The organism is Rhodococcus sp. C-2 (assembly GCF_027854095.1).
In the GTDB taxonomy this organism is placed as follows: Bacteria; Actinomycetota; Actinomycetes; order Mycobacteriales; family Mycobacteriaceae; genus Rhodococcus_F; species Rhodococcus_F qingshengii.
Genome location: NZ_JAQGFI010000001.1, coordinates 382730 through 408875, shown reverse-complemented (window position 1 = coordinate 408875; position 26146 = coordinate 382730). Strand labels below are relative to the sequence as shown.

Here is a 26146-nt window from a genome sequence, read left to right as displayed (position 1 = left end):
TGATCAATCGTTGCAGTTCGAACGCCGCAGCTCGGGTGGTCGTCGACCACCCGAGCCGTGCACTTACTGAAGCTCTGCACCTACCGAGGAGACTTGAAGATCGTGGCACCTTCCACCGGAACGGTGCATCCGGTCCGCTACCTGGCCCTTTTCGGGGTCCTGGTAGTGGCACTGTATGCCCTGGTGTTCTTCACTGGAGACAAGTCGGCCACGCCGAAACTCGGCATCGACCTGCAGGGTGGAACGCGCGTCACGTTGACCGCTCGTACCCCGGACGGCAGCGCTCCCAGTCAGGACAGTCTCAAGCAGGCTCAGGAAATCATCGAGACCCGCGTCAACGGTCTCGGCGTTTCCGGTTCCGAGGTCGTTGTCGACGGTGACAACCTCGTCATCACCGTTCCCGGCGACGACAGTGCGCAGGCTCGCTCGCTCGGCCAGACCGCTCGTCTGTACATCCGCCCGGTGACGGGTTCGATCGACGTCGCCACCCGTGACGCGAATCGGACAGCTACGCCTGAGGCGCCGGCGGCCGAAACTCCGGCCACTGATGCACCGGCCCCCGAAGCACCCGCTGACGGGACGCAGACGCCGCAGAACCGTCCGTTCCTGGCTCAGGACCCGACTACTCCCGAGGCAACGCCCGCGCCGCAGACAACGACTCCGGCCCCCACCGGGGACGCTCCGAGCGACGGCACCGACGAAGGCGACGCAGCAGCAGCGGAAATCGCCGCAGCGCGCGCCCTCCGGCAGAGCAGCGATCCGACAGTGCAGCAGCAAGCAGTGGCGAACCTCGACTGCTCCGTCGCGGATCCGCTCCGTGGAAACGACGACCCGACCCTGCCGCTGGTCGCCTGCTCGCAAGACGGACTGAACATCTATCTCCTCGGTCCTTCGATCATCGACGGACAGGAGATTGCCGACGCGTCTTCGGTCTTCAACTCGCAGCAGTCGCGCCATGAGATCAGCCTCTCGTTCAAGACGACCGGCAGCAACACCTGGGCCGAGTTCACCTCAGCCAACATCGGCAAGCAGGCAGCGTTCACGCTCGACTCGAAGGTCGTCAGCGCTCCCACGATTCAAGGTGCAACGCCTGCGGGTAGCGCCACCTCGATCACGGGCAGTTTCACTGCCGAGAGTGCCAAAGAACTTGCCAACACACTGAAGTACGGTTCGCTTCCGCTCTCGTTCGCAGCCTCTGAGGCCGAGACGGTCTCGGCCACGCTCGGCCTGGCCTCACTGCAGGCGGCATTGATCGCCGGCGCGGTCGGTCTCGTTCTCGTTCTGCTGTACTGCCTCGTCTACTACCGCATGCTCGGCGTCCTGACGGCGTTGTCGCTGATTCTCTCCGGAGTCATGGTCTACGCGATCATGGTTCTGCTCGGCAGATACATCGGCTTCACGCTCGACTTGGCCGGCATGGCTGGTCTGATCATCGGTATCGGTATGACCGCCGACTCGTTCGTCGTGTTCTTCGAACGCATCAAGGACGAAATGCGTGAGGGCCGTAGCTTCCGCTCGGCGGTGCCACGCGGTTGGGCAAGAGCACGCCGAACAATTCTTTCCGGCAACGCGGTGAGCTTCATCGCCGCCGCAGTTCTGTACGTGCTTGCGGTCGGACAGGTGCGCGGCTTCGCCTTCACCTTGGGTCTGACGACCATTCTCGACGTGATTGTCGTGTTCCTCGTGACGTGGCCACTGGTCAGCATGGCGTCCCGTTCGGCGTTCTGGTCCAAGCCCAGCGTCAACGGTCTTGGCGCAGTGCAAGAGGTTGCCCGCGAACGTAAGGTTGCCGCCGCTGCGTCGGCTAAGGAGACACGAGCATGAGCGAGTCCAACAACTCCCCGGTGGGGTCCACCAACAGTTCCGCCGCCGAGTCCGCCGATGCGGCGGCCCGGTCGGAGATCACCGACTCAGGCGTCGATCAGGGCGCGATGCCCAAGCACAGCTGGCTCTCGCGGTTGTACACCGGAACGGGTGCGTTCGAGGTCGTCGGCAAGCGTCGCTTCTACTACGGACTGACCGGCGCTCTGGTCGCCATTGCGCTGCTGAGCATCATTCTGCGCGGCTTCACCTTCGGTATCGATTTCGAAGGCGGATCACGCATTCAGTTCCCGGCCGAGGGCGGAGTCGAGACGTCGGCGGTGGAAACCGTCTACTCCGACACACTCGGGTTCGAACCGGTCAGCGTGCAGACAGTCGGCTCGGGTGCCAGCGCAACCGTGCAGATCCGGTCGGAGACGTTGAACGCGACGCAGATCAACGATCTTCAGTCGGCTCTCTTCGACGAGTTCCAGCCCAAGGACAAGAACGGGAACCCGTCGGCGCAAGCCATCAGTTTTGCGGACGTGAGTGAAACCTGGGGTGGCCAGATCACCAAGAAGGCGCTGATCGCGCTGATTGTGTTCCTGGTGATCGTGAGTATCTACATCGCCATCCGCTTCGAGCGAGACATGGCGGTAGCTGCGATCGTTGCGTTGTTCTTCGACATCATCGTCACTGCCGGCGTCTACTCGCTCGTCGGTTTCGAGGTGACGCCCGCGACGGTGATCGGTTTGCTCACCATTCTCGGTTTCTCGCTGTACGACACCGTGGTGGTGTTCGACAAGGTCGAAGAGAACACCCGCGGTGTTCTGCATCTGACGCGCCGGACGTACGGCGAGCAGGCCAACCTCGCGGTGAATCAGACCTTGATGCGATCGATCAACACGACCGTCATCAGCGTGCTCCCGGTGATCGCTCTGATGGTTGTCGCGGTCTGGATGCTCGGCGTCGGCACACTCAAGGACCTTGCGCTCGTTCAGCTCGTCGGCATCATCGTGGGTGCGTACTCCTCGATTTTCTTCGCGACGCCGCTCCTGGTGTCGATGAAGGAACGCTGGGGACCCGTTGCCGCGCACACTCGTAAGGTGCTCTCGCGCCGGGCTACGCTGGCCGAGAAGGGTACGCAGACGGTAGCCGTCGGCGCACCAGTTGCACGCCGTGCGCCGGTTGCTCCGCAGCCGGGTGCGCGGCCGACCGGAAAGCGAAACAAGAAGGGGCACTGAACATGCTCCCAAGAACACGCACACTGGTTCGATCGATGACGTTCGTTGCGGCCACCGTTGTGGCTGCGGGTTCGTTGGCGGCCTGCTCGGAAAGCGCCGAGCAGGTTCCGTCCATCGGATATGCCATCGACAACTCCATCTCCACGTACAACGCCAACACGACAGCTGGATCGGTGTCCGGGGCGATGGCCGCGTTCGGCCGGGTGCTTCCCGGCTTCACGTTCACCGGCCCGGCCGGAGCACCCGTCTCCGACACCGACATCGGAACGGCGTCGGAGTTGCCCGGTGACGTGCTCACGGTCTCGTACAAGCTCAATCCGGCGTCCGTGTACTCCGACGGGATTCCGATGTCCTGTGACGATCTCGTCCTCACCTGGGCGGCGTCGAGTGGCAAGTTCACCGAAGACGTCGATGGTGCCGTGAAGCCCATGTTCGACACGGCGAACAATCTCGGATACGCGGACATCGACCGGATCGACTGCCAGAGCGGGGCGAAGGACGCGACGGTGTTCTTCAAACCCGGGCGATCGTTCACCGATTGGCGGTCGTTGTTCGGTGCGACTGCGCTGATGCCTTCACACATCGTGACGCAGCGCGCCGGAGTGGGCGACGTGGTGAGCGCGGTGAATGCCGGTGACACCGAAGCGTTGTCGAAGATCGCGGACTTCTGGAACACCGGGTGGAACCTGACTCCAGGTCAGGTGGACACCTCCGTACTGCCCTCCGCTGGTCCGTATCGAATCGACTCGTACAGTGCCGACGACGGCCTGGTGCTGGTCGCGAACGAGCGGTGGTGGGGCAACAAGCCGGCGACCGATCGCATCGTCGTCTGGCCACGTGGTGTGAATCTGACCGAGGATCTCGACAAGAACTCGATCGAGGTAGTCGACGTCGCTTCCGGCTCGGCTGGCGAACTCGGTACTCCGTCCGGGTTCGACGTCCAACAGATTCCGTCGCGGTCGATCGAGCAGTTCGTTCTCGCGACCTCTGGTTCGCTGGGCGACGAAGCCGCCCGTCGAGCGTTCGCGCATTGTGTTCCGCGGACGACCCTGTTCGAGAAGTTCGGGCAGACGGAGAATGCGCCGCAGGCGGGTCTGGGTTCCGGCGTGGTCGATTCGCGACTGATGGCGCCGGATTCACTCGTTTACAGCGACGCCGCTGCGGTCGACGGTGATCGGTACGCCAATGCCGACATCGAGGCTGCGAAGACGTCGTTGTCGGAAGCCGACCTCGACCAGTTGACCGTCCGGGTCGGGTACCTCGCACCGGACCCGGTGCGGGCGCAGATCGTCTCCGAAGCGAAAGCCGCGTGTGCTCCGGCGGGAATCACGGTCGAGGACGCAAGTAGCGACAGCTTCGATCCTGCGAGTCTGCAGACTGGGGGAGTCGACGCCGTGCTTTCCGGCATGGCAGGCAAAGTCGGCGCAGGCGGAACAGCGAGCATGATCGACGCGCGTGGAGCGCTGCGATCGGGCAACGGCGCAAACCTCGGTACGTACGGAAATGCCAGGATCGATCAGATCATCGATCAGTTGAACGTGGATGCGAGCACGAGTGCGCAATTGGGACTCTCGGTGGAGGCGGAGAACATCCTGTGGACCCAGGTGCCTACGATTCCACTGTTCAATCAACTACGAACTGTCGCTGTAGCTCCAGGCATGTCGGCAGTGTTGGTCAATCCGACTCGGGCCGCTACCGGCTGGAACATGGACAGATGGGTACTACGCAGATGAGCGTCTCGAATGGTGTTGCCTTGCACACGACTGAAGAATTGATCGCAATCCACCGGGCTGCCGGGGACGCCGTTGTTCGGCTGACCCGCTGGGCGGACAACTTTCCCGGTCCCGGTGTTCGGTTCGCCGATCTGACTCCGGTGTTCGCCGACGCCGAGGGGTTCGGGGCCGTGCTCGATGCCCTTGTCGCCTGTGCTCCGGACGCCGACACGATCGCCGCCGTCGATGCTCGTGGATTCCTGCTCGGTGCCGGTGCGGCCGCGAAGATGGGTGCGGGAGTCGTTGCCGTGCGGAAGGTCGGCAAACTGCCGCCGCCGGTGCTCTCTCGTTCGTACAGCCTCGAGTACGGATCCTCGACTCTCGAGATTCCCGCAAACGGCTTCGATCTCACGGGGCGGAATGTTCTGGTGATCGACGACGTTCTGGCTACCGGAGGGACACTCGAGGCGGCTGTACAGTTGGTCGAGTTGGGTGGAGCGAACGTCGTCGGCGTCGCAGTGGTGCTCGAGATCGAGGAACTGCGCGGTCGAGATCGCTTCTTGAAGTACCCACTGACATCACTGGTGAAGGTCTGAGTATTAAAGTTGTCTCCTGGGGGTCGAGTTAGACCTCCAGGGCAATTACCCGATGCAGGGCGGTTGCCTCAACCAACTCGGTGGTAGGAGGTGGCGACATGACGTCGAATCTTGATCGATCACAGAACTCGGGTGCAGTGTCGCAGGAGACGGGTGCAGTTCCGGCTCCGGAGACGACACCATCGAAGTCCGCGGTGCCCGACGATTCGGGATCTGCGCAAACTACCGGCAATCGGGGTGGGCAGAATCTGGCCGTGCCCGCTTCCGCCTCCCGTAGGGTGCGCGCTCGGCTTGCTCGGCGCATCACCGGTCAGCGCAACGCCACCATCCGCCCGGTGCTCGAGCCGTTGGTCAGCCTCCACCGTGAGCTGTATCCGAAGGCCGACCTCGCGCTGCTCCAGCGTGCGTACGACGTCGCCGAGGACAGACATTCGAGCCAGCGGCGCAAGTCCGGCGATCCGTACATCACGCATCCGTTGGCCGTCGCAAGCATTCTGGCCGAGTTGGGTATGGACACCACCACCCTCGTCGCAGCCCTTCTGCACGACACCGTCGAGGACACCGGGTACTCACTCGAAGAGTTGACCAAGGACTTCGGTGACGAGGTCGCTCACCTCGTCGACGGCGTCACCAAACTCGACAAGGTCGTTCTGGGCACCGCCGCCGAGGGCGAAACCATCCGCAAGATGATCATCGCGATGGCGCGGGACCCGCGCGTGCTCGTGATCAAGGTCGCGGATCGTCTGCACAACATGCGCACGATGCGATTCCTGCCGCCAGAAAAGCAGGCACGTAAGGCGCGAGAGACTCTCGAAGTCATTGCGCCACTTGCACATCGACTTGGAATGGCGACCGTCAAGTGGGAACTCGAGGACCTCTCATTCGCCATCTTGCACCCGAAGAAGTATGACGAGATCGTTCGACTGGTCGCCGATCGCGCGCCTTCTCGTGACACCTATCTGGCCAAGGTTCGCGCCGAGATCAACTCGACCCTGTCCGCCTCGCGGATCAACGCCATCGTCGAAGGCAGGCCCAAGCATTACTGGTCGATCTATCAGAAGATGATCGTCAAGGGCCGCGATTTCGACGACATCCACGATCTGGTCGGCGTCCGCATCCTGTGTGAAGAAGTGCGTGACTGTTACGCCGCGGTCGGCGTTGTCCACTCACTGTGGCAGCCGATGGCCGGACGCTTCAAGGACTACATCGCACAGCCGCGCTACGGCGTCTACCAGTCGCTGCACACCACCGTCGTGGGACCGGAAGGCAAGCCCCTGGAGGTCCAGATCCGGACCCAGGACATGCACCGGACCGCGGAGTTCGGTATCGCCGCGCACTGGCGGTACAAGGAGACCAAGGGCAAGCACGCGGGCGACATCGCCGAGGTCGACGACATGGCGTGGATGCGTCAGCTACTCGACTGGCAACGTGAAGCGGCCGATCCGGGGGAGTTCCTCGAATCGTTGCGTTACGACCTCGCGGTCAAGGAGATCTTCGTCTTCACGCCGAAGGGTGACGTCATCACGTTGCCTGCCGGATCGACTCCCGTCGATTTCGCGTATGCGGTGCACACCGAGGTCGGGCACCGATGCATCGGTGCCAGGGTCAACGGTCGGTTGGTCGCGCTGGAACGAACTCTCGAAAACGGCGAAGTGGTGGAGGTCTTCACGTCGAAGGCTGCCACCGCCGGGCCGAGCCGAGATTGGCAGACGTTTGTCGTCTCGCCGCGTGCCAAGGCGAAGATCCGGCAGTGGTTCGCGAAGGAACGCCGCGAAGAGGCGCTCGAGTCCGGCAAGGATCAGATCGCGAAGGAAGTCCGCCGCGTGGGACTTCCGTTGCAGCGGTTGATGAATGCCGAATCGATGAGCACGATCGCGCACGAACTTCGCTATCCCGACGTCTCGGCGTTGTACACGGCCGTAGGCGAGAGTCAGGTGTCGGCGCACCACGTCGTGCAGCGACTGGTTGCTCATCTGGGCGGCGTCGGCGCCGTCGAGGAGGAACTGGCCGAGCGTTCGACGCCGTCGACCATGCCGGTGCGCACCCGCAGTACGGGTGACTCCGGAATTCTGGTTCCCGGAGCACCCGGCACGGTGGCAAAACTCGCGAAGTGTTGCACGCCGGTACCGGGCGATTCGATTCTGGGCTTCGTCACGCGTGGCGGCGCGGTCAGCGTGCACCGTACCGACTGCACCAACGCCAACTCGCTCCACGATCAGTCGGAGCGAATCATCGACGTCGAATGGGCACCGTCAGCGACATCGGTGTTCCTGGTCGCGATCCAGATCGAGGCACTCGATCGTCATCGGTTGCTTTCCGACGTCACCAAGGCGTTGGCCGACGAGAAGGTGAACATCCTGTCGGCCTCGGTCACCACCTCAGGTGACCGAGTGGCGATCAGCAAGTTCACCTTCGAGATGGGTGACCCGAAGCACTTGGGTCATGTTCTCAACGTGGTTCGTAACGTGGAAGGCGTCTACGACGTCTACCGCGTGACCTCTGCCTCGTAAACTGCTGTGCGCCTTTATTAACCGCGGGCGGTTAATAAAGGCGCACAGGGGGTCAGGCGACTACTGCAGTCTCGATGGTGATCGGGGTGTTGGGTGCACCGCCGCCGGTTGCTCCCATGCCACCATCGTCGCCGTCGGCCGCGATCTTCTCGATCGTCGCCAGGCCGGCGTCGTCGATCTTTCCGAAGACCGTGTAGTTGGGCGGCAAGACCGAATCCTCGTAGACGAGGAAGAACTGACTGCCGTTGCTGCCCGGTTTACCCGAGTTGGCCATTGCCAGCGTGCCGCGGGGGTAGACGGCAGGCAAGGAGAGTGCCGGATCGTTAGCCGGGTAGGCAGTGGTCGGGTACTCGTTGTCGAAGCCATAGCCCGGTCCGCCCGTGCCCTTGCCCGAGGGATCGCCGCACTGCAGGATCTGTAGACCGGGTGTGGTGACGAGTCGATGGCACGGGGTGTCGTCGAAGTACTTCTGCTCGGTCAAGCTCACGATGCTGTTGACCGTGCAGGGGGCTTCCGCCCGGTTCAGTTCCATCCCGATCGGGCCGGCCGTAGTCGTGAGCGCGACGTTGACGGTTCCCTCGGTGGACACACCCGTGGAGTTCGGCGGATTGACGGTTTTTGCTGCACCCGCCGCGCTCGGGTACGAGCAGTCGACGGTCGCCGAGGCCGGAGTCGGGACAGGCGGGAGTGCGTCGAACTGTGACATGTCGAGCGGCGGCATGGCAGCCGTTGTCGTCTTCGCCTTGGAGGTGCTGGACGGCGAGTCCGAGCTACCGGAATCACTGGAACAACCAGCCAGAAGCAGCGCCGCGGCGCTTGCGGCGGCAATAACTACAGGAAAGCGCATCACAGGATTACGTCGCATCAGTCGAGCCTTACTGTCTTGATGTCGGTGGTCAGATTCGGCTTGCCGTCACCCTCTGGCGTCGATCCGCCGGCCGCGACCTTGTCCAAAGTGGCGAGCCCGGTTTCGTCGATCGTGCCGAAAACCGTGTACTGCGGGGGGAGTTGTGAGTCGCCGTAGACGAGGAAGAACTGGCTGCCGTTGCTACCGGGTGCCCCGGTGTTGGCCATCGCAACCGTGCCGCGCGCGTAGGTGACGGGCTCCTGCGCTGCCGGGTCGGTGGTGGAATACGCCGTGGTGGGGAATTCGTTGTCGAAGCCGTAGCCCGGTCCGCCGGTGCCGGTGCCCGACGGGTCACCGCACTGCAGCACCTGGAGCGAGGGGCTCGTCGTCATGCGGTGGCAGGTGGTGTCGTTGAAGTAGTCCTGCTGCGCCAAGCTCACGAAGCTGTTGACGGTGCACGGAGACTTCGTTCCGTCGAGTGTGAGCCCGATGTTTCCCTGCGAGGTCTCGACGCTGATGCTCGGCGTCGCGTCCGGCGCGGTGGTGGGAATCCCGTCGGTACGAGGAGGGTTGTTGGCCTTGGACGCGGTAGCGCCGTCGGCTGGATACGAGCAGGAAACCGTGTCGGCCAGTGGCGTCGACAGACCGGCCGGCATTGCACCCGCGGTCTGTGGCGTGAGGCTCGAGTCGTCGGCAGCAGTGTTGGTGGTGTTCGCGTCGTCGTCACTGCGATTGCTCAGCCAGATGAGTCCACCGACGACGCCGACTACGACGACCACGCCGAGTGCAGTTCCGGCTATCGTCATCTGCTTTCGCTTGCGGGCACGTTCTGCGCGACGTTCGAGCTGACGCTCGAGCTTGCGTTTCGCCGCCTCGCGGCGTTGCTCGTTACTCGGCACTGCTGTAGTCCTCCGTATCGCGGGTGGATCGTGGTCGGCCGGCCGAGCGACACCCTGGGGGTCGGCTTCGGCAAGCGGCTCTACTCGTCGTCAGAGTCTCCCATTGCAACCTGAGAACTTACTGGCGGGGCAGCAGCTTAGGCTGTAACCGACAGCGTGTTGTTCGTTTCCACCCTTCGAAGAGGAGTTGCCCCCGTGCTCGTCACTGGTTTTCCGGCCGGGATGTTCCAAACCAACTGCTACATACTCGCTCAGGACGACGCGTGCGAGTGCGTAGTCGTAGATCCGGGTCAGGATGCAGCTGAGCCGCTCTTCGAATATCTGGACTCCAAGGACATGTCGGTCACGGCGGTCCTCCTGACGCACGGTCATCTCGATCACGTGTGGTCGGCCCGCGAGGTCTGTGAGCGGTATTCCGTACCCGCGTACATCCATCCCGAGGATCGCTACATGCTCAGCGATCCGGCACGGGGGATCGGCCCGACGATGAAGGAATTCATTCAAGGCATGACGTTCGTGGAGCCGGACGAGGTGATCGAACTGGCCGACGGAGACAAGATCACCGAGGCCGGAATGACGTTCGTCGTGGACCACACACCCGGGCACACGCAGGGATCGGTGGTGTTCCGCACCCAGGCGAACACCGAGAGCGGGCCCGTGGATTTGGCGTTCACCGGTGACACCCTGTTCCAGGGTTCCATCGGGCGCAGCGACCTGCCCGGCGGAAATCACGAGCAGTTGCTCGCTTCGATCGCCCGCAAGCTATTGGTACTCGGTGACGAGACAGTGGTCCTGCCCGGGCACGGCGGCAACAGTTCGATCGGCGCCGAGCGAAGCTCGAATCCGTTTCTCGTTGGACTCAGCGCACAAGAATAAGGAAAAGTACCTCTCGTGAGTAAAGCCAGCACCTTCTCTGCACCCAAGGGCATTCCGGACTACGTTCCGCCGCAGTCAGCCGAATTCGTCGCCGTTCGTGACGGTTTGACGCGCGCCGCGAGGTTGGCCGGATACGGCCACATCGAATTGCCGATCTTCGAGGACACCGGCCTGTTCGCTCGCGGTGTCGGTGAGTCGACCGACGTCGTCAGCAAAGAGATGTACACATTCGCCGACCGCGGTGACCGTTCGGTGACGTTGCGTCCCGAGGGAACCGCCGGAGTCATGCGTGCGGTCATCGAGCACAGCCTCGATCGTGGACAGTTGCCGGTCAAGGTCAGCTACGCGGGCCCGTTCTTCCGCTACGAGCGCCCGCAGGCCGGTCGCTACCGCCAGTTGCAGCAGGTCGGCGTCGAAGCCATCGGGATCGACGACCCCGCGCTCGACGCTGAGGTCATCGCGATCGCCGACGCCGGATTCCGGTCGTTGGGGCTCGACGGCTTCCGCCTCGAAATCACCTCTCTCGGTGACGACACCTGCCGGCCGCAGTATCGCGAACTGCTGCAGGAGTTTCTCTTTGCACTCCCACTCGACGAGGACACGCGTCGACGGGCCGAGATCAACCCGCTCCGCGTGCTCGACGACAAGCGCCCGGATGTTCGTGAGATGACTGCGGGCGCACCGCTCATGCTCGATCACCTGTCCGAGAGCTGCAAGGCGCACTTCGACGAGGTGCTAGCGCACCTGGACGCATTGGGCGTTCCGTACGTCGTCAACCCGCGCATGGTCCGCGGCCTCGACTACTACACCAAGACGACCTTCGAATTCGTGCACGACGGACTGGGCGCGCAGTCCGGAATCGGTGGTGGTGGTCGTTACGACGGTCTGATGGAACAGCTGGGTGGACAGCCGCTCTCGGGCATCGGGTTCGGAATCGGCGTCGACCGCACGGTTCTCGCGCTCGAGGCCGAGGGTAAGTCCGTTGCGCCACCGGCGCGTGTCGACGTCTTCTGTGTACCGATGGGTGCCGAGGCGAAGGCTGCACTGGTGAAGATCGCACATCAGTTGCGTGCCAATGGGATTCGCGTCGATCTGGCGTACGGAAACCGCGGTGTGAAGGGCTCGATGAAGGCAGCTGATCGTTCGGGTGCCGCAATCGCTTTGGTTCTCGGCGAGCGTGAACTCGAAGAGGGCGTTGTCGTTGTCAAACAGTTGGCAACAGGTGAGCAGGAGGCAGTGGCGCTCGACCAGGTTGTCGACAAGCTCGGGGAACTCGTTGAGCACTGAGGCCGAACCGGTTTCGCTCGATCTGGTTCCCGTGGCGTTGATCGCGCCGCGGCTGAAGAAATTCGCCGTTGTTGTCGTGGTGTTCGGTGTGGTCGTCGGGTTGATCGTCAGTGTGTTCTCGACGGCGACCGTTGGAGTGATCGTCGGTGCCGTCATCGCGGTGCCGACGTCACTTGCGATCCTGATGACGCTGCGCCGGCACATCACGTTGTACGGCAACAGAGTTCGTGCGCAAGCTGGTTTTCGAACCAACGTCGTCGACGTGGCCGAGGTACTCACGGCGGCATTGACGGTGCGATCCGGCCGGATCAGCGAAGTCAGCTTGACGCTCGGCGACGGACGGTCCACCGTGCGGATCCCGCTCGCGTTGTATACCGCGGGGGGTGGGCGCGAGTTGGAGATCCTTGCACTCCGCAAGCTCGCCGACGCGCTGGCGGCCAGCGAGTTGGTACCGGCTGCCGCGTTGTCCTCGGTGCTGATCGAACAGTTGCGTGCCGAAGCCCGCGGCGCCGGACTCGCCGAGCGTCCGCTCTACCGCGCCGTCGAACTCGTGACGGCGGAGGGACGAGTGCCGAGAACCACACTGACAGACCACGAAGTGGCCGGTTTACTCGACTAGCGTGGAAACCGTTCTTACAGCGTTGTAGAACGGACAGTCGTGAAAACGGCAGGTGAGGAGTCGGCAATGAGTATTGCGCCCGTAACCGTCACGGTAACCGGAGCGTCGGGTCAGATCGCATACGGAATGCTTTTCCGCATAGCTGCGGGGGAGATGCTCGGCGCTGACGTCCCGATCAAACTTCGACTGCTCGAGATTCCTGCCGCCGTGTCCGCTGCCGAAGGCGTTGCGATGGAACTCGAAGACGGCGCATTTCCGTTGCTGAGCTCCATCGACATCACTGACGATCCCGATGTCGCCTTCTCCGGCGCGAACGTCGGGATGCTGGTCGGCGCACGTCCGCGGAGCAAGGGGATGGAGCGTGCCGATTTGCTGAGCGCGAACGGCGCGATTTTCACAGCCCACGGGAAGGCGATCAACAACAACGCAGCCTCGGACGTCAAGGTGCTGGTCGTGGGAAACCCGGCCAACACCAACGCGCTCATCGCGATGAACAATGCACCGGACGTGCCCGATACTCGGTTCAGTGCGCTGACACGTCTCGACCACAACCGAGCGATCGCGCAGGTGGTGAAGAAGACCGGGGTTCGTGCGTCGTCGGTGCGCAAGGTGTCCGTCTGGGGAAACCATTCGGCGACGCAGTACCCGGACCTGTCCCACGCGACTGTCGCAGGTGAGCCTGCACTCGCGGTGATCGACGACCGCGACTGGGTGGAGAACGATTTCATCCCGACTGTGCAGGTGCGAGGCACCGCCATCATCGCTGCGCGGGGATCGTCCTCTGCGGCGAGTGCGGCCAGCGCGTCGATCGACCACGTCCGCGACTGGGTGATCGGTACCGCCGAGGACGACTGGGTATCCATGGCCGTCTGTTCGGACGGTTCCTACGGAGTGCCCGAAGGATTGATCTCGTCCTTCCCGGTGACCTGTGCCGATGGCGAGTTCGCTATCGTTCCCGACCTCGCGATCGACGACTTCTCACGCGAACGGATCGACCTGCCCGTCAGCGAACTGGAGCAGGAGCGTGCGGCGGTGCGGGAGTTGGGCTTCGTCTGAGGTTTGTCTTGATCAGAGATCTCGGAACAGGTACTGATCGGGATCGTCAGCCCCGAGCACGGGCGGCGACACCATCGGCAGATCGTCGACCATCGAATTCTCGTCGCCGGCAGTGACGAGATACCTCGGGGTAGTGCGTGGCGACTCGTCGTCCCGAGATCCGCGGGGTCCACCGCCCAGCATGCCGCCCGGCGACATGCCGCTACTGCCGACTGCCGACGATGGTGCACCCAGGCCGGGCGTTGTTACCGGAACCGGTTGAACTGCAGCAACTCCCGCTGCGCCCCTCACCATTCCGCCGGTAGTGCCACCGCTTCCGCTCACCCATGCTCCGCCTGAACTTGCCGTCGCACTGGGTGACGGCGACGCGCCGGCTGCGAGTGACGTCGACGGATTGCCTGCGCCCCACAGCTTGTCGACGCCGGTCGGAAGCCCGGCGCCGGCCCGTGCAGCCGAAGTTCGAACAGCCTCTGTGCCTGGCTGAGTGGAGTCCGGGTGGGTGGAGTACGGCGCATCACCGGCATCGGTTGAGGCAGAAAGAGGTTGGGCGATCTGACGGGCGGCGTTGTTGATTGCCTCCGCAGTGACCAGGTTGGAGAGTGCCTCACTGGTCGGTGGGGTCGGCACGGGGATCGGTCCGGCAAGGGCGTTCATGGCTGCGGTGTGCCCGAGCATCTCCCCACGCGTCCGAGTCACCGCCGCGACGGCTGCCTGCATGTGTTCAGCTGCCGAGGCAAGCAACATCGCCTGTCCTGGTGGTGTCCACGCGATGGGCGCGGCAGCTGCAACCGTGGTGGCGAAGGACTGCGCGATTGCCGCGAGATTCGCGTTGCCTCGCTGCACCGATTCCGCGGCGGCAGCAGCAGTTTTCGATATCGCGGTTCCGCGTTCGCTCAATTCTGCGCCGCTGTTCTGGGCGGATCGCGACAGTTCGGTCGCGGCGTCACTGCCGGTGCTGTTCCAGGTCTGGCTTACCTCGGCGACCGCGCTTCGGGACAGTCCCATGGCGTGGTCGATGAGAGTGGACGCCTGATCGAAGATGCCGACGGGATCGATGCCCGCAAAAGTGCCTGTGCCGAGACTCTTCCCGAGTTCGATCAAGGGCGCGAACAGATCTTCGATTCCGGGGAGTGCCGGTACCGGTATGCCGGCGAGCATCGATTCGACCACATTGTTCGGCAGTGCCGGGGCAGGAGCGCCACCGTGAGGGAATTCGATGACGGTCGTCGAGTCGTCTTCGGTGCTCACGCGGTCGCGCCCGTCGATCCGGCCACAGCGGTCAGATCTGTTGCGATTGCATGATCTGTGGTGTCGTAGGCCTGCGCGGCTGCACCGGCCGTCGCGGCGTTGCCGGCGTAGAACGTGGCGAGTGCTGCAACATCTTTGGTGTGTGTGGCCTGAGCGCGCGCGAATGCTTCGAGAAATTCGATCCCGACGGGGCCCACGGCCGGTGCGACTGCTGCGATGTTTGCACCCAGATCGACGGCGGCGGCCTGCGCGATGCGTCCTGCCGCTTCGGTCGACGTCGAGCCGTACTTTCGGATGCCGTCAGTGGCGACAGTCAATTCGCTCATCATTACCCCCCAGTTGGTAAGCGTCGTGAGAACTTTAGCGGACCACTGTGGGCCCTTACAGGGAGACGACGCGACCTACTCAGCGGTTCCGGACAACCTGGACGAAGTGGCAGAGATTACATTCGGCTCCGGTGTTGGTATTGCGAGTGCGATCGATTTGGCACACTCGAACCATGCGAACCGCTTCGGACGTCATCCTCCGACTCACGTCCGATCCAGCTCGCTGTGGACTGGTGATGGATTTCGACGGCGTGCTTGCACCCATCGTCGACGATCCGTCGGCGAGTGCACTCCTGCCCGGCGCCGAAGACGTGCTCGCGACTCTGACGAAACACCTCGGTGTAGTCGGCCTGCTTTCGGGGCGGCCGGTGTCGTTTCTGCGAGAACGGCTGAGTCTGGATTCGGTTGTACTCATGGGTTCCTACGGTGTCGAGACCTGGACGGACAACGGAATCGAGGTGCTTCCGGCCGTCGCGGCGTTCAGTGATGCTGTCGCCGAAGCAGAAGCCGAATTGCGACGCTTGTTCGACTCTCCGGCAGTTTCTGGCATCCATGTCGAGAGCAAAGGCCTTGCGGTGGCCGTGCATTGGCGTCGGGCCGCGGATCGTGCGGTCGCGCAGCGCCTGGTGGAAGCAGCGACGACAGAAATCGCGAGCCGGACCGGGTTGCGGCGTGAGCCCGGCAAGTTGGTCGAGGAATTGCGCCCACCCGTTGAGGAGGACAAGGGGACAGGCCTCCTTCGCGCGATCGCGGCCGCAGGGGTCGACGTCGTCGCGTACGCGGGCGACGACCGGGGTGACCTACCGGCCTTTGCCGCTGTCCTTGCCTCGGGTGGAGAAGCGTTGGTGGTCAAGGGCGACGACATCGCACCGGAAGTGGCTGCTGTCGACGGCGTCCAGTTCGACGGCCCGCAGGCATTCCTCGATTGGATGAAAGAGCTTGCCGCGCAACTGGAACGCTGACGCGTAAGGTCAGTCTGCCAGGAACTCGACCAGGTCTTATTTCGAGGTGCCGCGTCCGCGGGGCAGAGTGACGCGAACCCGCGCGTGCCCTGTTCCTTGGCGTGATCGACAAGCGCTGATGGTTCTGTCAACGCGAAACTGGCCGCACCGGAAGGGCTCCGGTGCGGCCAGTTTTGGTCTTGGTCGGTTTGCGACTCGGTCAGGCGTCGCGCTTGTTGACGACGGCGATGCTGATTCCGAATATCACCAGCACAAACGCTGCGAAGTAGAACAAGCTTCCCCAAGGGCCCCAATGGAAATTGGTGCTCGAACCCGAAGAGAGGAAGTGGTCGGCGTTGGCGAACGGGAGGAACGGTGTGACGTTTCTGCCGAAGGATCCGAACATGCCGAACAGGCTCTCGATGAGCAGTGGCCACAGCAGCAGTAGTGCAATGGCGCCGGCGGACTGACGAAGGAGTGCTCCGACGGCGATGGCAAGGGCAACGCAGAGGAACGCGAAGATCGGTACGCCGTAAACGGCGCGCCAGGCGTCGGCGTTGTCCAGTGCCAGATTGGTGGAGCCTTCAGAGCCTGCCGCAGCTTTGGTGATGAATACCGCGCCGAGCATGAGAACGAAGGACAGCACCGCGCCGAAAGCCCCGATCAGGCCGGCTTTGGCGATCAGAACCGAAGCCCGACTCGGGATGGCCTGGAAGGTGGTACGGATGATGCCGAAGCGGTACTCGCTGGTGATCGCGAGCGCTGCCATGATCATCAGGACCATGACGCCGAATCCGGATACTCCTAGCCCCGCGTCGTTGAACGTGGGGAGGAATTTCTCGAAATCAGGAGTTCCTGATGCGGCTTCGTCGTTGTACGCCTGAATGCTCGAACTCGACGAACGCCCGATCATCCAGGCGACGCCCAACCCTAGTACGATGATTGTGATCGTGCACCACAGCGGCGACTTGGTCGTGGTGATCTTGATACGTTCAGCACTGAGAACAGCCATTACAGTGCACCTCCCATAGCCTGCTGCGTGTTTGCCTGCTGTGTATTTGCGTGGTGTGCACCGACACCCGGATCGATACCGGATGCGTGGTACTGGACATCGTCCCCGGTCAACTTCATGAACGCATCCTCGAGCGACCCCTGCTGAGAAGCCAACTCGTACAACACGATCCCCTGCGAACCAGCCAACCCACCGATCACATCGGTGGTCGAATCCACGACCACCAACACCGGCTCCGATCCTGAATGTTCCTCGCGGACAGTCAGTCCCTGGGCAGTCAATGCGGCATGGAGAGCGTCCAATTGTGGGCTGCGCACGCGCACCGTCGACTCCGACGAACGATCCACGAACTCCGCGACCGTCGAATCCGAAATCAACCGACCCCGACCGATCACCACCAACTGCTCCGCCGTGAGCGCCATCTCCGACAGGAGGTGACTCGACACGAGCACCGTGCGGCCCTCGGCCGCCAACCGCTGCATGAACTTACGAATCCAGACGATGCCCTCCGGATCGAGACCGTTGACCGGCTCGTCGAACAACAACACCTTCGGATCCCCCAACAACGCACCCGCCAATCCGAGACGCTGCGACATTCCCAGCGAGAACCCGCCGGCCTTCTTGCCCGCCACCTCGGACAATCCGACCAACCCGAGCACCTCGTCGACGCGGGACTTCGGGATCCCGTTCGAAGCAGCCATCCATTGCAGATGCGCCCGCGCACTGCGATTGGGGTGCACCCACTTCGCATCCAGCAACGCACCCACCGTCCGCAACGGCGTCTTGAGCTCCCGGTACGGCTTGCCCTCGATCAACGCCGCACCCGACGTCGGCTGATCCAAACCCAGGATCATCCGCATCGTCGTCGACTTACCGGCACCGTTCGGGCCCAGGAAGCCCGTCACGATGCCCGGCTTGACCGTGAACGACAAATCGTCCACCGCTTTCGTCGGTCCGTAAACCTTGGTCAATCCCCTCAGTTCAATCATGAGGAGAACTGTGCCCTACCGGCACTGACCAGCACATCGGTCCCGAGGATGACATGAACCCTGAGATGTGAATACGGCAGTTCAGGGAAAACCCTGTGCTCGACCGGAAGTCGGAACTGGCGCGGCATGCGGGTAGGGCGCATCGAAGTCGCCGTCGAACAATCGCCAGTAGAAGTCGTTCATCCTCGCAGCGACGGGCGCGTGCCGTGTCACGATCGCGGCCACCTCTGGTGTCACATCACCTGGAATATGACCTGTGGCGCATCGTCGTACGTACTGGTTGCGGGCGACTGGTCCGCCGCTCGTCGGCCTCGGTACCCCGCAGACCTCGGTCACCAGCCAGTTGACCAGAAGCATGGCGGCGTAGTCGGCGTCATGAGTGGCGTGGCGCCGGACGAAGTCGTGCTCGGCAGTCGACAGGTCGAAGTGTGGGGATGTGGCCAGTCCGAAGTCGGTGAGATAGATCCGCTCCATGTCGGTGCGCATGTTGCCGAAATGTCCGTCCATGTGCAGCAACTGTCGATCGCGCAAGAATGCCACGATCTCCGAAAACTGTCGCTCGACTTCGGCAGCTTTGGCGGACGGGTTGTCTTCCAGCCAATTCGAGATCGGGTGTTCGATGTACTCGCAGAACAGTACGAGGCTGCACGGCGCAGCGGCAAGCGCTTGGAGACGGGTCCGCACTTCACGGCTGGCGCCGGCGGTGTGAACGGAATCGATGTCGGCGTGTTCGGCCGCAACGGGCGAACGTCCGGGAAGTATCCGCCAGTGGTAAAGCATTGGGAACGACTGTGTTTCGCCGGCCAGAACGGCATCGGTGACCACGATGTTCGCGGCCAGTTCTCGCCAGGCATTGAAGCTTGGGCCACCAATGCCGTACTGGCAGAACGTCGGCAGATCGAAATGGTTGGAAGTAGAGCCCACCTCGGCGATTTCCCGCACGCTCAGTGGGATGCGTTTGGTGAATACCGGAACGCCGTTGAGCCTGTTGTCATAGACCCTGATCACTCCTGCGGCGCCACCTACGCCGACACTCGAGATTTGAACGGTGTCGACCAGTCGGGCCAGTTCGACATCGTTCTGGGAAGACAGGAACGCCGACAGCTTTCGGTGACGGTCAAGCCTGACGTCTGTCATCCCACGACTGTGCCACAGGCTCGTCCGGCTTCGATTTCGCGGAGCCGCCTGTCGAAGTCACCGATTCTGGCGGTGTCCTCGTAGTAGTCCTCTTGCTCGATGATCTTTCCCACTTGGTCCGAACGAGAAGCACTGTTCGATTTCGATAGATGACGGCGCCGTCGGGGCCAAGGGCTCGGTCGTCGAAACGGGCGAGCAGGGTCATGCGCCAGAGTGGACCACCGAAATACGCTTCGGTGACCGCGCCTTGAAGCCCCGCATCGACAAATTGTTGGAGAAACGTCTCGATTCGGTCCCCATCGCTTCATCTTCGAAGCTTGTCGTGGCATCGAATGCCCTGTCAACGATGTGCCCGGGTCTGCTGATATCTGACAGAGAATTGGATATTGACAGTGACTGTCACAATAGGTGAGACTCGCATTATCGAGAATGGCCGGATCTCGGCCGAGGCGGGAGGACGTTGCTGATGTCACTACGGGAGAGACAGCGGTTGCAGGTGCGAGCAGACATTCAACGTGCGGCATTCGATCTGTTCGCGCGTGACGGTTTCGAGGATGTGACCACCGAGCAGATTGCGGCGGCAGCGGGGGTATCGGCGAGTACGTACTTCCGGCACGTTCGTAACAAGGAGGATCTGCTGTTGGATCCGGTCAGGCAGGGCGGCGCCGGAATCGTGACGCTGCTCGAGGATCGCCCGGCATCCGAGTCGGCTGATCTTGCGATCTCGCGGGCAATCCTGGAACGCTCCAATGCTTTCGAGTCCGCGGAGATCGATCAGTGGCGATCGGCGTTCCGTACCGCGCCGCACCTGATGGATCGTGTCGCTCTGATCGCGCCCGAGCATCGTGATCGGTTGGTCGAGTTGGTGGCACAACGGATGTACCTCGATCCGGAAAATGACAGCCGTCCAGGACTTCTCGTTCATTTGATGTTGGCAGCGGCGGAGTTCGGTTATCGGCAATGGATACGTAACCCTCACAAGCGCGGGGCATCACTTCCCGTGTGCGTCGAGGGGGCGCTCGACGCAGTTCGGGGATCCCGGTGGCACACGCAGGACGAAGATGACACGAAAGGTCGTGACCAGTGATGGACGAGAACTCTCAGGGCGCCGTGCCGCCCGTAGTAGATGTGCCCGTAGTGGATGTCGTTGTTGTCGGATCGGGGGCTGCCGGCATGTCTGCAGCCATCACCGCAGCCCGCAACGGACTCTCGACGATACTCGTGGAGAAGTCCGAATACTGGGGCGGTTCGTCGTCCCGGTCCGGGGGCGGCGTGTGGATTCCGGGAAACTCGATACTTCGCCGCGAGGCACCGAAAGATGATATCGACTCTGCGCGAACATATCTGAAGAGCATTGTCGGAGAGGATGCAGACGCCGACCGAATCGACACGTATCTCGATCGGGGTCCGGAAGCCCTCGATTTCCTGATTCGTCACTCTGCGTTGGAGCTCGAATGGGTGAAGGGTTACTCCGACTACTTTCCCGAGGCACCTGGCGGACGTGCAAGCGGCCGCTCGTGCGAGCCGCGCCCGTTCGACGCGCGAGCTCTGGGCGACGATCTTGCGACACTTCATCCGCCGTACATGAAGGTTCCGCTCAACATGGTTGTCCAACAATCTGATTACCGTTGGCTGAGCACGGGGATCCGGCATTGGCGGGGTCCGGTGCGGATGCTTCGGGTAGGAATGAGATCCCTGGCCGCAAGAGCTCGGAGGAAGAAGCTGATCGGGCTCGGGCCGGCGCTCATGGCCGAACTGATGCTCGGAGTTCGGGACGCCGGAGTGACGGTGGAGCTCGGGACGAGGCTTGTGGATTTGGTGACCGACAGTGATCGTGTCGTGGGTGTGCGACTCGAGTCCGGGGGAGTGCAGACCACCATGCACGCTCGATGCGGTGTCATCCTCGCGTGTGGCGGGTTCGACAACAACGACGACATGCGAGGCGAGTACCAGCGACGGCCGAGTAGCGCGCAGTGGACTCTCGGGGCACCGACCAATACCGGGGATGGCATCCGTGCAGCTCTACGCGTCGACGCCGCAATTTCGTACATGGACGACGCGTGGTGGGCCCCGTCGATTCCACTGCCCAAAGGCCCGTGGTTCGCCTTGGCGGAACGCTCGTTGCCTCGCAGCCTCATGGTCAACGCCAGCGGTCAGCGCTTCATGAACGAGTCACTTCCCTATGTCGAAGCGGCACACGCCATGTTCGGCGGAAAGTACGGCCGAGGTGAAGGACCCGCTGAGAACATCCCGGCTTGGCTGATCTTCGATCAGACGTACCGTGACCGTTACCTGTTCGCGGGGGTTCCGGCGCGCAGGCCGATACCTCGGTCGTGGATCGAATCGGGTGCGATCGTGCGAGCTGGATCGATTGCCGAACTCGCTGCCGAGATCGGAGTGCCGGGCGATGCGCTGTCCGCGACCATCACACGATTCAACAGTCACGCGCGCGACGGAGTCGATCGCGACTTCGGCCGTGGGACAAGCAGATACGACCACTACTACGGCGACTGCACCAACAAGCCCAACCCCAGCCTCGGAGAACTCACGAAGGGTCCGTTCTATGCCGCGAAGATGGTGCCTGGAGACCTGGGGACCAAAGGCGGCATCAACACGGACGCTCGCGCGCGAGCGTTGCGCGCCGACGGTTCGGTCATCGACGGGCTCTATGCAGCAGGTAACACCAGCTCACCGGTGATGGGTCATACCTATGCCGGTCCAGGTGCAACTATCGGTCCCGCAATGGTTTTCGGATATCTGGCGGCGCTCGATGCGGTCGGACGATCCCACGACGGTAGTGAGCTCGCGACCGAAGGCAGGAATAATGGTTTGGCAGATCGCCGTGGGTAGGGTTCTCTTGACAGCGTGACCCACCTCAACATCGCCGACGTCGACTACTTTCTCCCTGATGGTCGGCAACTGCTCAGCGGTGTCAGCTTTCGGGTCGGCAACGGTGCAAAAACTGCACTGATAGGCCCCAACGGGACTGGTAAGACGACGTTGCTCCGCATTGTCGCCGGAGACGTCGTCGCCGACGAGGGCGCTGTCACTCGATCCGGAACACTGGGCGTGATGCGGCAATTCGTCGGCCAGGTTCGCGACGAGTCCACCGTGCGCGATCTTCTGTTGTCCGTCTCGCCGGCACGGATCCGGGACGCAGCACTGGCGCTCGATACGGCAGAAAACGCGATGATCGAGCGCGACGAGGAATCAACTCAAATGAAGTATTCGCATGCGCTGGCCGATTGGGCCGACGTGGGCGGCTACGAGACCGAAGACTTCTGGGACAAGGTCACTACCGCGGCTCTCGGTGTTCCCTATGACCGTGCGAAGTGGCGCGCGGCCAACTCCCTCAGTGGTGGCGAGCAGAAACGGTTGGTTCTCGAAGCACTGTTCGCTGGGCCCGACGACGCACTCCTACTGGACGAGCCGGACAACTACCTCGATGTTCCGGGCAAGCGATGGCTGGAAAAGACGATCTCGGAATCGTCGAAAGTGGTTTTGTTCGTCAGCCACGACCGCGAACTGATCGCCAACGCGGCCACCCACATCGTGACGCTCGAGCCCGGAATCAGCGGCGCAACGTCGTGGACGCACGGTGCTGGGCTGGCCAGCTACCACCAAGCCCGCGAGGATCGCAACGCTCGATTCGAAGAACTGCGCCGACGCTGGGACGAGGAGCACGCGAAATTACGTGCCCTGGTTCTGCGATTGCGTGAAAAGGCCAAGTTCAACGACGGCGTCGCTGCGCGGTATCACGCCTCGCAAACCAGGTTGGCGAAGTTCGAGGAGGCAGGGCCACCCGAAGCGATTCCACTTCAGCAGAAGGTGACGGTTCGGCTGGCGGGCGGGCGAACCGCCAAGCGCGCGTTGGTATGTCAAGATCTCGAGCTGACCGGATTGATGAAGCCTTTCGACACCGAGATCTGGTACGGAGATCGGGTTGCCGTGCTGGGCTCCAATGGATCCGGAAAGTCGCATTTCCTTCGGCTCTTGGCGGGTGGGGGGACCGATCCGGGGAGCGAGCATCTGCCCGTCGAGGCGCTCGACATCGCGCCAGTCGAGCACGGGGGTACTGCGACGCTGGGTGCCCGGGTACGTCCCGGATTGTTTGCGCAGACACACTCCAGGCCCGATCTGACCGGAAACACGCTGCTCGAGATCCTGCACATGGGCGACGAACACCGCAGCGGAATGGGACGCGAAGCGGCGAGCCGCGCGCTGGACCGTTACGGATTGTCCCAAGCTGCGGAACAGAAGTACGACGACCTGTCCGGCGGTCAGCAGGCACGATTGCAGATCCTGCTCCTCGAGCTCTCCGGCGCCACGATGTTGTTGCTCGACGAACCGACCGACAACCTTGACCTTCATTCGGCTGACGCGCTCGAGCAGGGCATTGCTCAGTTTGCCGGCACGGTCATCTCGGTCACGCACGATCGCTGGTTCGCGCGCGGGTTCGACAGGTTCCTCGTCTTCGGATCGGATGGGAACGTGTACGAGAGCGAGTCGCCGGTGTGGGACGAGGCCAGGGTCGAACGAGCGCGCTGAGATCGAGCAGCCACTCCCTACCTGGGGAGAGGCGGCAGCTCGTTGATCATCGCGCGAAGGAGGCCCGGATCGCTGCGATCCGATCGAGGCGGGGGACAGCGCGAAAGATCGAGCTGTGTCGGAAAGCGCCACACAACGCGACCTGGATCTACCCTGTTCACCGCCGAGTACCAGTGGGTGAGGGGCTCGGCGAGCGCCGCGTGAAGCTCGAAATGCCGTCGTCGGCGGCTGGGGTCTCCTTCGCGCTGAAGTAGAAGCTGCCCCGGTGACGGTATCGAGAAGACGGTCAGATCCGCGAAACCCAGTTCGAGGTGCTCGAAAGCTGTCTCGACTGCCGCGAGCTCGTACTCGAATCGCTCCCGAGGTGCTGCGCCCACCGCAGCGAGACACCAGCTGTAGTGCAGTTTCAGCGGGTCGCTGTCGCAGAGCGCGATACCGGTTCTCGCTTCGAGATCTTCCGCTTGCGACCATCGCTTCGAATTGACCGTTGTCCAGTAACTTGCCTGCACTTCGAGGTTGGTTCCATCCGGTTGGAACCCGGTGGGCTGATATTCGGCCACGAATTCCTCGACGACCGATTCATTCGTCATCTGGGCTCGGCACCAAGTGGTCTTGCCGGCGGCGCTGGGTCCTTCTACTGCGATGATCACCAGTTGATTCTCCATAGCGATTGGGGCGGTTGGTTTTTGCCCGTTGCCAGGAATCTCTTAACATCCGAAGGGGGCTCCTTCGTGGTCCGACACGGCCTTTTTCGGTGCGGTGGGTCACAAAATCGCAGTGACGGTTGACACATAACGGACGGATAACGATCGGTATGGTTGAACCTCGAATCAACTAGTTGACCTGTGGTTATTTCTTGAAACTCGACTGAATCTGGTACGGCAGTGCCGGAAAACTGCCCCGTGACCAATCCGTGACCATCACCTACGGTCGTTGACAGCCCGAAACTACCGGGCAAACACCGACCCGCAACTGCGTGCTTCTGCCCCGCGGGTCCGGTACTCCCGAAACCTTCGCGGGGCAGGAGTGAAACAGACGAGTCGATCGACGAGACGTGAAAGCGTCCGGGCCGACCTCGTCCGCGGTAGCGGAGAGGATTTACCCAATGACCAGCATCACCTTCAAGCGCGCCCTCGGCGCAGTTGCAACCGCAGGCGCAGTCGTCGCGATCCCGCTCGCCATGAGCACCGGCACCGCTTCGGCAGCCGGCCACGACTGGTCCGGAGTCGCAAACTGCGAGTCCTCCGGTAACTGGGCCGCCAACACCGGAAACGGCTTCTACGGTGGTCTGCAGTTCACGCAGAGCACCTGGAACGCATTCGGTGGATCGGGCAACGCTGCCAACGCCAGCCAGGCCGAGCAGATCCGTGTCGCCGAGAACGTTCTCGCAGGCCAGGGCGTCGGCGCATGGCCCGTCTGCGGTCAGTACCTGACCACCGGCACCACCGCAGGCAACTACGAGGCCGCAGCCGCCCCCGTCACCGCTGAGGCTTCCGTCGAGTCGGCTCCGGCAGCAAGCACCGGAAGCGGCAACTACGTGGTCAAGGCAGGCGACACCCTGTCGAAGATCGCTGCTGCACACGGCATCTCGCTCGAGAACCTCGCCAGCCAGGTTCCGAACATCAACCTGATCTTCCCGGGACAGTCCCTCTCGGTCTAGTCTCGTGGCCGTTTAGGTCCTCAATGCGTCGAAATTGTCCGGAGCTGATGCAGCCCCGGACAATTTCGGCGTTTCTGCGTTCGCAATGAGCGTTGCCGCTTCCGTATGGATGGGGTCAAGATCCTGGCGCCACCCAAGAATGTGCAGCGCCGACCCGGCGATGACGGCGGCGGCGGGAATCGGGGTGCCTTCGAGCGCGTCGGCTCGCGCGCTGATCACGCTTTCTACCAGGCGAAACGGAAGCTCGGCCAGGTGCGTTGATGATGGATCGTCAATCGCGTCGAGCACATCCTGGGCGAGTGCCCGGTATTGCTCGCGAAGCCGATCGCGATCGGCTCGGAACGACATGAACCTGTCACTTCTCAGTTCCGGTAAGAGATAAAGGACGCCGAGGTTCCACCGTCCGGTGATCAGTTGTGCCGCGTCGATGTACGAAAGTGCGTACAGCTTAACCTCGGGTGCGGTGTCGAGTGGCCTGAGATTCTCCGCGAAGTCGAGCGCCGGCGTCACGGTGTCGGCGAGAAGTGCAACCAGAATGTCGTCCTTGGTGGCGAAATGGTTGTACAGCGACGCCTGACGCATTCCGACTGCTTCGGCGATGTGGCGTGTGGACGTCGCGGCGAAGCCTCGGATGGTGAACAGTTCAGCGGCTGCATCCAAGATCTCCGCCCGGGCAGTGCCACCCGGGCGTCGGCGAGCGGTCAGGCGGGGTCGTCCGGGGCCGGCGTTGGTCACGCCTTCCATAGTGGCAGGCTGCGGCCTTACGTGCGGGATGGCCGCCGCTGTGAGCATTCGGTCACGTGCTCGAAACGTACTCAACGAGCCTGTTACAGAATCAG

Annotated in this window: 23 protein-coding genes; 14 read left to right on the top strand and 9 right to left on the bottom strand. The window is 62.7% G+C overall.

The window, feature by feature from the left end:
* Positions 1 to 102: 102 nt before the first annotated feature.
* The 5 genes from secD (at position 103) to PCS43_RS01695 (ending at position 7862) form a co-directional block, all read left to right on the top strand.
* A complete protein-coding gene (gene secD, locus PCS43_RS01715) occupies positions 103 to 1824 on the top strand; it encodes a protein translocase subunit SecD (RefSeq protein ID WP_007732956.1) in 1722 nt (573 codons plus the stop codon).
* Positions 1821 to 3044, top strand: a complete 1224-nt coding sequence (secF, locus tag PCS43_RS01710) for a protein translocase subunit SecF (RefSeq protein WP_007732958.1) — start codon at positions 1821 to 1823, stop codon at positions 3042 to 3044. The genes secD and secF overlap by 4 nt, the downstream gene beginning before the upstream one ends.
* A 2-nt stretch (positions 3045 to 3046) precedes the next feature.
* The gene (locus tag PCS43_RS01705) at positions 3047 to 4777 is read left to right on the top strand and encodes an ABC transporter substrate-binding protein (RefSeq protein ID WP_064444555.1); all 1731 of its coding nucleotides are present in this window, start codon (positions 3047 to 3049) and stop codon (positions 4775 to 4777) included.
* Positions 4774 to 5352: an adenine phosphoribosyltransferase gene (locus PCS43_RS01700; protein ID WP_007732962.1), complete on the top strand. Its 579-nt coding sequence runs from the start codon at positions 4774 to 4776 to the stop codon at positions 5350 to 5352. The genes PCS43_RS01705 and PCS43_RS01700 overlap by 4 nt, the downstream gene beginning before the upstream one ends.
* Positions 5353 to 5450: 98 nt before the next feature.
* Complete coding sequence (locus PCS43_RS01695) at positions 5451 to 7862, top strand: RelA/SpoT family protein (RefSeq protein WP_003943344.1); 2412 nt, start codon at positions 5451 to 5453, stop codon at positions 7860 to 7862.
* 52 nt (positions 7863 to 7914) lie between these two features.
* Here the strand turns inward: PCS43_RS01695 and PCS43_RS01690 are convergent, their stop codons facing one another.
* Both PCS43_RS01690 and PCS43_RS01685 read right to left on the bottom strand, forming a co-directional pair.
* On the bottom strand, positions 7915 to 8727 hold the full coding sequence (locus tag PCS43_RS01690) for a peptidylprolyl isomerase (protein ID WP_370333875.1): 813 nt from the start codon (positions 8725 to 8727) through the stop codon (positions 7915 to 7917).
* Positions 8727 to 9608: a peptidylprolyl isomerase gene (locus tag PCS43_RS01685; protein ID WP_003943303.1), complete on the bottom strand. Its 882-nt coding sequence runs from the start codon at positions 9606 to 9608 to the stop codon at positions 8727 to 8729. The genes PCS43_RS01690 and PCS43_RS01685 overlap by 1 nt, the downstream gene beginning before the upstream one ends.
* Before the next feature lie 195 nt (positions 9609 to 9803).
* Here PCS43_RS01685 and PCS43_RS01680 point away from each other — a divergent pair, with 195 nt between their 5' ends.
* The 4 genes from PCS43_RS01680 (at position 9804) to PCS43_RS01665 (ending at position 13446) form a co-directional block, all read left to right on the top strand.
* Positions 9804 to 10484: an MBL fold metallo-hydrolase gene (locus PCS43_RS01680; RefSeq protein WP_007732970.1), complete on the top strand. Its 681-nt coding sequence runs from the start codon at positions 9804 to 9806 to the stop codon at positions 10482 to 10484.
* Between the two features lie 15 nt (positions 10485 to 10499).
* A complete protein-coding gene (gene hisS / locus PCS43_RS01675) occupies positions 10500 to 11771 on the top strand; it encodes a histidine--tRNA ligase (RefSeq protein ID WP_003943341.1) in 1272 nt (423 codons plus the stop codon).
* On the top strand, positions 11761 to 12390 hold the full coding sequence (locus PCS43_RS01670; RefSeq protein ID WP_007732974.1) for a hypothetical protein: 630 nt from the start codon (positions 11761 to 11763) through the stop codon (positions 12388 to 12390). The genes hisS and PCS43_RS01670 overlap by 11 nt, the downstream gene beginning before the upstream one ends.
* A gap of 66 nt (positions 12391 to 12456) precedes the next feature.
* Positions 12457 to 13446 carry a malate dehydrogenase gene (locus PCS43_RS01665; RefSeq protein WP_209908535.1) on the top strand — a complete coding sequence of 330 codons (990 nt, stop codon included), beginning with the start codon at positions 12457 to 12459 and terminating at the stop codon, positions 13444 to 13446.
* A gap of 12 nt (positions 13447 to 13458) precedes the next feature.
* Here PCS43_RS01665 and PCS43_RS01660 read toward each other — a convergent pair whose 3' ends face one another.
* Together PCS43_RS01660 and PCS43_RS01655 are read right to left on the bottom strand one after the other, a co-directional pair.
* Positions 13459 to 14694 carry a hypothetical protein gene (locus PCS43_RS01660; RefSeq protein WP_270922988.1) on the bottom strand — a complete coding sequence of 412 codons (1236 nt, stop codon included), beginning with the start codon at positions 14692 to 14694 and terminating at the stop codon, positions 13459 to 13461.
* On the bottom strand, positions 14691 to 15020 hold the full coding sequence (locus PCS43_RS01655; protein ID WP_030536848.1) for a type VII secretion target: 330 nt from the start codon (positions 15018 to 15020) through the stop codon (positions 14691 to 14693). The genes PCS43_RS01660 and PCS43_RS01655 overlap by 4 nt, the downstream gene beginning before the upstream one ends.
* Before the next feature lie 173 nt (positions 15021 to 15193).
* On the opposite strand from PCS43_RS01655, the gene otsB reads away from it, so the two are divergent.
* Positions 15194 to 15982, top strand: coding sequence for a trehalose-phosphatase (otsB, locus tag PCS43_RS01650; RefSeq protein ID WP_245361441.1), 789 nt, complete (start codon positions 15194 to 15196; stop codon positions 15980 to 15982).
* 199 nt (positions 15983 to 16181) lie between these two features.
* On the opposite strand, the gene PCS43_RS01645 is transcribed toward otsB, so the two are convergent.
* From PCS43_RS01645 to PCS43_RS01635, 3 genes are all read right to left on the bottom strand, one after another.
* Positions 16182 to 16973, bottom strand: coding sequence for an ABC transporter permease subunit (locus PCS43_RS01645; RefSeq protein WP_003943323.1), 792 nt, complete (start codon positions 16971 to 16973; stop codon positions 16182 to 16184).
* Positions 16973 to 17962 (bottom strand): ABC transporter ATP-binding protein, encoded by a 990-nt coding sequence (locus PCS43_RS01640; RefSeq protein WP_209908541.1) that lies wholly within the window; start codon positions 17960 to 17962, stop codon positions 16973 to 16975. The genes PCS43_RS01645 and PCS43_RS01640 overlap by 1 nt, the downstream gene beginning before the upstream one ends.
* An 81-nt stretch (positions 17963 to 18043) precedes the next feature.
* Entirely contained in the window at positions 18044 to 19099 is a 1056-nt protein-coding gene (locus tag PCS43_RS01635; RefSeq protein ID WP_209908545.1) for a serine/threonine protein phosphatase, read from the bottom strand.
* Between the two features lie 466 nt (positions 19100 to 19565).
* Here PCS43_RS01635 and PCS43_RS01630 point away from each other — a divergent pair, with 466 nt between their 5' ends.
* Genes PCS43_RS01630 through PCS43_RS01620 form a run of 3 tightly spaced genes read left to right on the top strand, consistent with a single transcriptional unit; the run spans position 19566 to position 23647 of the window.
* A complete protein-coding gene (locus PCS43_RS01630) occupies positions 19566 to 20186 on the top strand; it encodes a TetR/AcrR family transcriptional regulator (protein ID WP_245361442.1) in 621 nt (206 codons plus the stop codon).
* A complete protein-coding gene (gene kstD, locus PCS43_RS01625; RefSeq protein WP_209908549.1) occupies positions 20186 to 21949 on the top strand; it encodes a 3-oxosteroid 1-dehydrogenase in 1764 nt (587 codons plus the stop codon). The genes PCS43_RS01630 and kstD overlap by 1 nt, the downstream gene beginning before the upstream one ends.
* A 15-nt stretch (positions 21950 to 21964) precedes the next feature.
* A complete protein-coding gene (locus PCS43_RS01620; protein ID WP_003944811.1) occupies positions 21965 to 23647 on the top strand; it encodes an ATP-binding cassette domain-containing protein in 1683 nt (560 codons plus the stop codon).
* Between the two features lie 17 nt (positions 23648 to 23664).
* On the opposite strand, the gene PCS43_RS01615 is transcribed toward PCS43_RS01620, so the two are convergent.
* Complete coding sequence (locus PCS43_RS01615; protein ID WP_209908552.1) at positions 23665 to 24312, bottom strand: hypothetical protein; 648 nt, start codon at positions 24310 to 24312, stop codon at positions 23665 to 23667.
* A gap of 440 nt (positions 24313 to 24752) precedes the next feature.
* Between PCS43_RS01615 and PCS43_RS01610 the strand changes: the two genes are divergently transcribed.
* Complete coding sequence (locus PCS43_RS01610) at positions 24753 to 25307, top strand: LysM peptidoglycan-binding domain-containing protein (protein ID WP_003944949.1); 555 nt, start codon at positions 24753 to 24755, stop codon at positions 25305 to 25307.
* A gap of 12 nt (positions 25308 to 25319) precedes the next feature.
* Here PCS43_RS01610 and PCS43_RS01605 read toward each other — a convergent pair whose 3' ends face one another.
* Entirely contained in the window at positions 25320 to 26051 is a 732-nt protein-coding gene (locus tag PCS43_RS01605) for a TetR/AcrR family transcriptional regulator (protein ID WP_209908555.1), read from the bottom strand.
* Between the last annotated feature and the right edge of the window lie 95 nt (positions 26052 to 26146).